This window comes from Mumia sp. (assembly GCF_028803055.1).
In the GTDB taxonomy this organism is placed as follows: Bacteria; Actinomycetota; Actinomycetes; order Propionibacteriales; family Nocardioidaceae; genus Mumia.
In genome coordinates, this window is the sequence record NZ_JARBCJ010000247.1 from 1 (window position 1) to 3901 (window position 3901).

Sequence of the window (3901 nt, forward strand, 5' to 3'; positions counted from 1 at the left end):
AGGATGCGTCATGCGGCCGCGCAGGCGCGTGCCGACCTGCGAGCCGATCGCCTGGCCGGCGGAGGCCAGGACCAGCACGAGGATCACGGCCACGAGTGAACGCACAGTCCCGTGCTCCAGCCGGGTCAGCAGCAGCGGCGACACCACCAGCCCGACCACACCACCGGCGATGAGACCGACCATCGCGACGGCACCGGCGACGAATCCACGGAGGTAGCCGAGGACGGCGTACGAGACGACGATCAGCAGGACGACGGCGTCGACGGGATTCATCGACGCCGTCCACGTGCCGCGTCGGTCTCGATCTCCTCGACCAACGGGTCGCGGGCCGTGCCGGGATAGGGGACGACGCGGCCGGCGTCCCACGGGCGCTCCCAGCCGACGGCGCCGAACAGCCGCGAGACGATCCCTGCGGTGAATCCCCAGAGCGTGAGCCCGCCGTTGACCGCGAACCCGGGACCCACCCAACCGGAGGGGTGGGAGACGGAGAAGCGGTTGACCGGGTCGGTCAGCTCGGCGACAGGGCTCCGGAAGACGGACTCGACCTCCACCGGGTCGACAGGCCGCACGGGACACGGGCGACGCCACCAGCCCAGCACGGGCGTGACGGCGAAGTTGCTCGGCGGCAGCCACAGGCGCGGCAGGGTCGCGAAGACGTCGACGCCGTCGGGGTCGAGCCCGACCTCCTCCTCGGCCTCGCGGAGAGCGGTGGCGACCGGACCGGCGTCCTCGGGGTCGGTCGCGCCGCCCGGGAACGCGATCTGGCCGGCGTGCGACCGCATCGAGTGCGCGCGCTCGGTGAGCAGCAGGTCGGGACCGGAGTCTCCCTCGCCGAAGAGCACGAGCACGGCCGCCGGACGGGCCTTCGGCGGCGCCTCCGGCATCGAGGGCGACAGGAAGCGCGGGCTGTCGATGCTCCGCCCGACCTCGGCGAGGGGCCGCAGCCAGTCGGGCAGGGCGTCGTCGTCGACCAGCTCACGGGCGTACGTCATGGGTTCTCCTCATGCCACGTCGACGCCGAGGTGCTCCCGGACGAGCGATCGCAGCTGATCGTACGACGTGATCGGCGTCCGTTCGGTGGCGACGACGACTCCGGCGGCGTCGACGAAGACCGTCTGCGGCAGGCCGACGACACCGAGGCCCTTCGCGACCGACTGGTCGGGGTCGGAGACGAGCGGATAGGTGACCCCTGAATCCTTGGCGAGGCGCAGGGCGGCCTCCGGATCAGGGTCGCGGTAGTCGATGCCGAGCACGGCCACGGAGCCGTCCGCCTCGTCGTGAAGCCGCGCCAGGTAGGGCAGCTCCTCGCGACAGGGGCCGCACCAGGTCGCCCAGACGTTGACGACGGTCGGTCGAGCCGGCAGGCCGGGGAGGCTCACAGGCGCGCCGCCGCCCAGACAGTCGAGGACCACACCCGGCAGACCGCCCTCGACGGCCCCGCGGCGACTCGTACGGGGACACGCCTCGATCCCTGCGTCGGCCTTCAGCGCACGCAGGGTGGGGGTGTCGACCACGCTCGCCCCGATGTCGTCGGAGGTCTGGGCGCCGTCGTCGGCAGGTCGGAGGTCGTCTCCGCCGCAGGCTGTCAGGGCGAGCAGCGCCGCCACCGCCGCGAGCGCAGGCGCCGACCGCGGGGAGCGTACGCGCGCGGAGCGCACGCGACGACGCCGCGCCACGGTCGTACCCCTCATGCACGCCCCTCGGTCCGGAGAAGCTTGGCAGCCACCTCCGGGTCGGTCGGCCCCTCGCCGAACGACGGGCACCAGCGCGCGATCGAGCAGGCACCGCAAGCCGGCTTGGCGGCATGGCAGCAGCGCCGCCCGTGCCAGATCAGTCGTTGACTCGCCATCGTCCAGTCCTTCTTGGCGATCAGCCGGTCGAGGACCATCTCGGCGCGGACGGGATCCTTCAGCGCGGCCGCGTCGAGGAGCCCGAGCCGACGCCCGACGCGCTGGACGTGCGTGTCGACCGGGAATCCGGGGATGCCGAAGCCGTTGCCGAGGACGACGTTGGCCGTCTTGCGACCGACACCGGGCAACGTCGTGAGGTCGTCCATCCGCGGTGGCACCTCGCCGCCGAAGCGGTCGACCAGCGCAGTGGCGAGGGCGATGATGCGCTCGGACTTGGCGCGGAAGAAGCCGGTCGGCTTGATGATCTCCTCGACGTCGGCGCGATCGGCCTCGGCGAGGGCCCGCGCGTCGGGATAACGACCGAACAGCGCAGGGCGTACGGAGTTGACGCGCCGGTCGGTCGTCTGCGCCGAGAGCACCGTGACGACGAGGAGCTGGAAGGGGTCGTCGAAGTCGAGCTCGATGTCGGCGTCGGGATAGGTCTCGGCGAGCACGCGGTCGATCTTGCGTGCGCGGCGGACGTCGGACGTCTCGGGCGCAGGAACCTCGGGGAGCTTGGCCTTGGCGCTGCGGCGGGCCGCGGCAGGCCCTGCGGTGGTCTTCGGCACGGTGCCAGCGTACGGTGCGAGGGCGACACGTATGACCGTGTCGGTGGCGCCGAGTTGTCCGAATGAGGGACACTGAGAAGTGCGTGACAATTTCTTCGGTCAAGGAGAACCCGTGGACAACGACGTACTTCGACAGGCACCTCTCTTCTCGGGCCTCGACGACGAAGCCGCCGAGTCGCTCGGCTCTCAGATGTCGTCGGCACGCCTGCGTCGCGGCGAGGTGCTCTTCCACGAAGGCGACGAGGGCGACCGGCTCTACATCGTCACCGACGGCAAGATCAAGCTCGGCCGCAGCTCGGCGGACGGCCGCGAGAACCTCCTCGCGATCCTCGGCCCCGGGCAGATGTTCGGAGAGCTCTCCCTGTTCGACCCGGGCCCGCGCTCGGCGACGGCGACCGCGGTGACCGACTCCGAGCTCACGAGCCTGAGCCACGACGAGCTCACCAAGTGGCTCAACGACCACCCCAACGTCGCCCGTGCCCTCCTCGGCCAGCTCGCCTCGCGTCTGCGCCGGACCAACGACGTCGTGGCAGACCTGGTGTTCTCCGACGTCCCGGGCCGTGTCGCCAAGGCGCTCATCGACCTCTCGCAGCGCTTCGGGCGCAAGGCCGACGACGGAATCCACGTCCACCACGACCTCACGCAGGAGGAGCTCGCCCAGCTCGTCGGCGCCTCCCGCGAGACGGTCAACAAGGCGCTGGCCGACTTCGCGATGCGCGGATGGCTGCGGCTCGAGCCGCGCTCGGTCGTGATCATCGACCCCGAGCGGCTCTCGAAGCGCGCCCGCTGACCCCCTGGCGCTCGCGGGTCACCCCTGCCGCTCGCGGGTCACTCTCTGGTGCTCGCGGGTCACCCCTGTGGATAGCGCCGACCAACCGCCGTGCGACCGCTGTTCGATGTGGCGATGCACTACCTCATCAACGACGGGCTGCCGTTTCGTGGTCGTGACCATGCCGCCGCGGGCCTCGCGAGCGAGTCGGACCTCCGCCGATCGATCGCTCAGAAGCAGATCCGCGGCGTCTTCAAGTCGGTCTACGTGGATGCACGGGTGCCGGACACGAGACTGCTCCGCGTCCGAGCCACTCGCCTCGTCACCCCGCCGCACGCGATCCTCAGCGACTGCTTCGCGGCGTGGTTGTTCGGGGTCGACACCTTCCGGCCGAGCGAGCGCCACCTCCTGACACCGACCTTGGTGACGCCGCACGGTGTGGGCAGGGTCCGCGCCGACGGGGTGACGTGCCGACAGGCGTTCCTTGCCGATCCCGACGTCACCGAGGTCGACGGCATCCGTGTGACCAGCCCGCTACGGACCACGTCCGATCTTCTTCGGCGGCAACGACGGCCGTACGCCCTCGCCTCCGCCGACGGGATGGCTCGCGCCGAGCTCGTCGACATCGAGCAGCTCGTGGACTACGTCGACGAGCTCAAGGGCTATCGCGGAGG

5 protein-coding genes and 1 pseudogene are annotated in these 3901 nt (G+C 71.1%); 2 read left to right on the plus strand and 4 right to left on the minus strand.

The window, feature by feature from the left end; all coding sequences use genetic code 11:
- The 4 genes from PV363_RS16460 to nth form a co-directional block, all read right to left on the minus strand.
- Positions 1-273, minus strand: a 273-nt coding sequence (locus tag PV363_RS16460) for a CvpA family protein (RefSeq protein ID WP_301022905.1), incomplete at its 3' end; no start/stop codon positions are given.
- The gene (locus PV363_RS16465) at positions 270-992 is read right to left on the minus strand and encodes a CoA pyrophosphatase (RefSeq protein WP_220345895.1); all 723 of its coding nucleotides are present in this window, start codon (positions 990-992) and stop codon (positions 270-272) included. The genes PV363_RS16465 and PV363_RS16460, both read right to left, overlap by 4 nt.
- A gap of 9 nt (positions 993-1001) precedes the next feature.
- The gene (locus PV363_RS16470) at positions 1002-1691 is read right to left on the minus strand and encodes a TlpA disulfide reductase family protein (RefSeq protein ID WP_220366407.1); all 690 of its coding nucleotides are present in this window, start codon (positions 1689-1691) and stop codon (positions 1002-1004) included.
- Complete coding sequence (gene nth, locus PV363_RS16475; protein WP_308290265.1) at positions 1688-2458, minus strand: endonuclease III; 771 nt, start codon at positions 2456-2458, stop codon at positions 1688-1690. The genes PV363_RS16470 and nth overlap by 4 nt, the downstream gene beginning before the upstream one ends.
- A gap of 112 nt (positions 2459-2570) precedes the next feature.
- Between nth and PV363_RS16480 the strand changes: the two genes are divergently transcribed.
- Complete coding sequence (locus PV363_RS16480) at positions 2571-3248, plus strand: Crp/Fnr family transcriptional regulator (RefSeq protein ID WP_301022906.1); 678 nt, start codon at positions 2571-2573, stop codon at positions 3246-3248.
- Positions 3249-3362: 114 nt separating this feature from the next.
- Positions 3363-3901, plus strand: a pseudogene (locus tag PV363_RS16485) (hypothetical protein); the annotation flags it as partial.

Coding starts and splice junctions, on each gene's coding strand:
- PV363_RS16465 (WP_220345895.1), bottom strand. CDS start 992: ATGACGTACGCCCGTGAGCTGGTCGACGACGACGCCCTGCCCGACTGG.
- PV363_RS16470 (WP_220366407.1), bottom strand. CDS start 1,691: ATGAGGGGTACGACCGTGGCGCGGCGTCGTCGCGTGCGCTCCGCGCGC.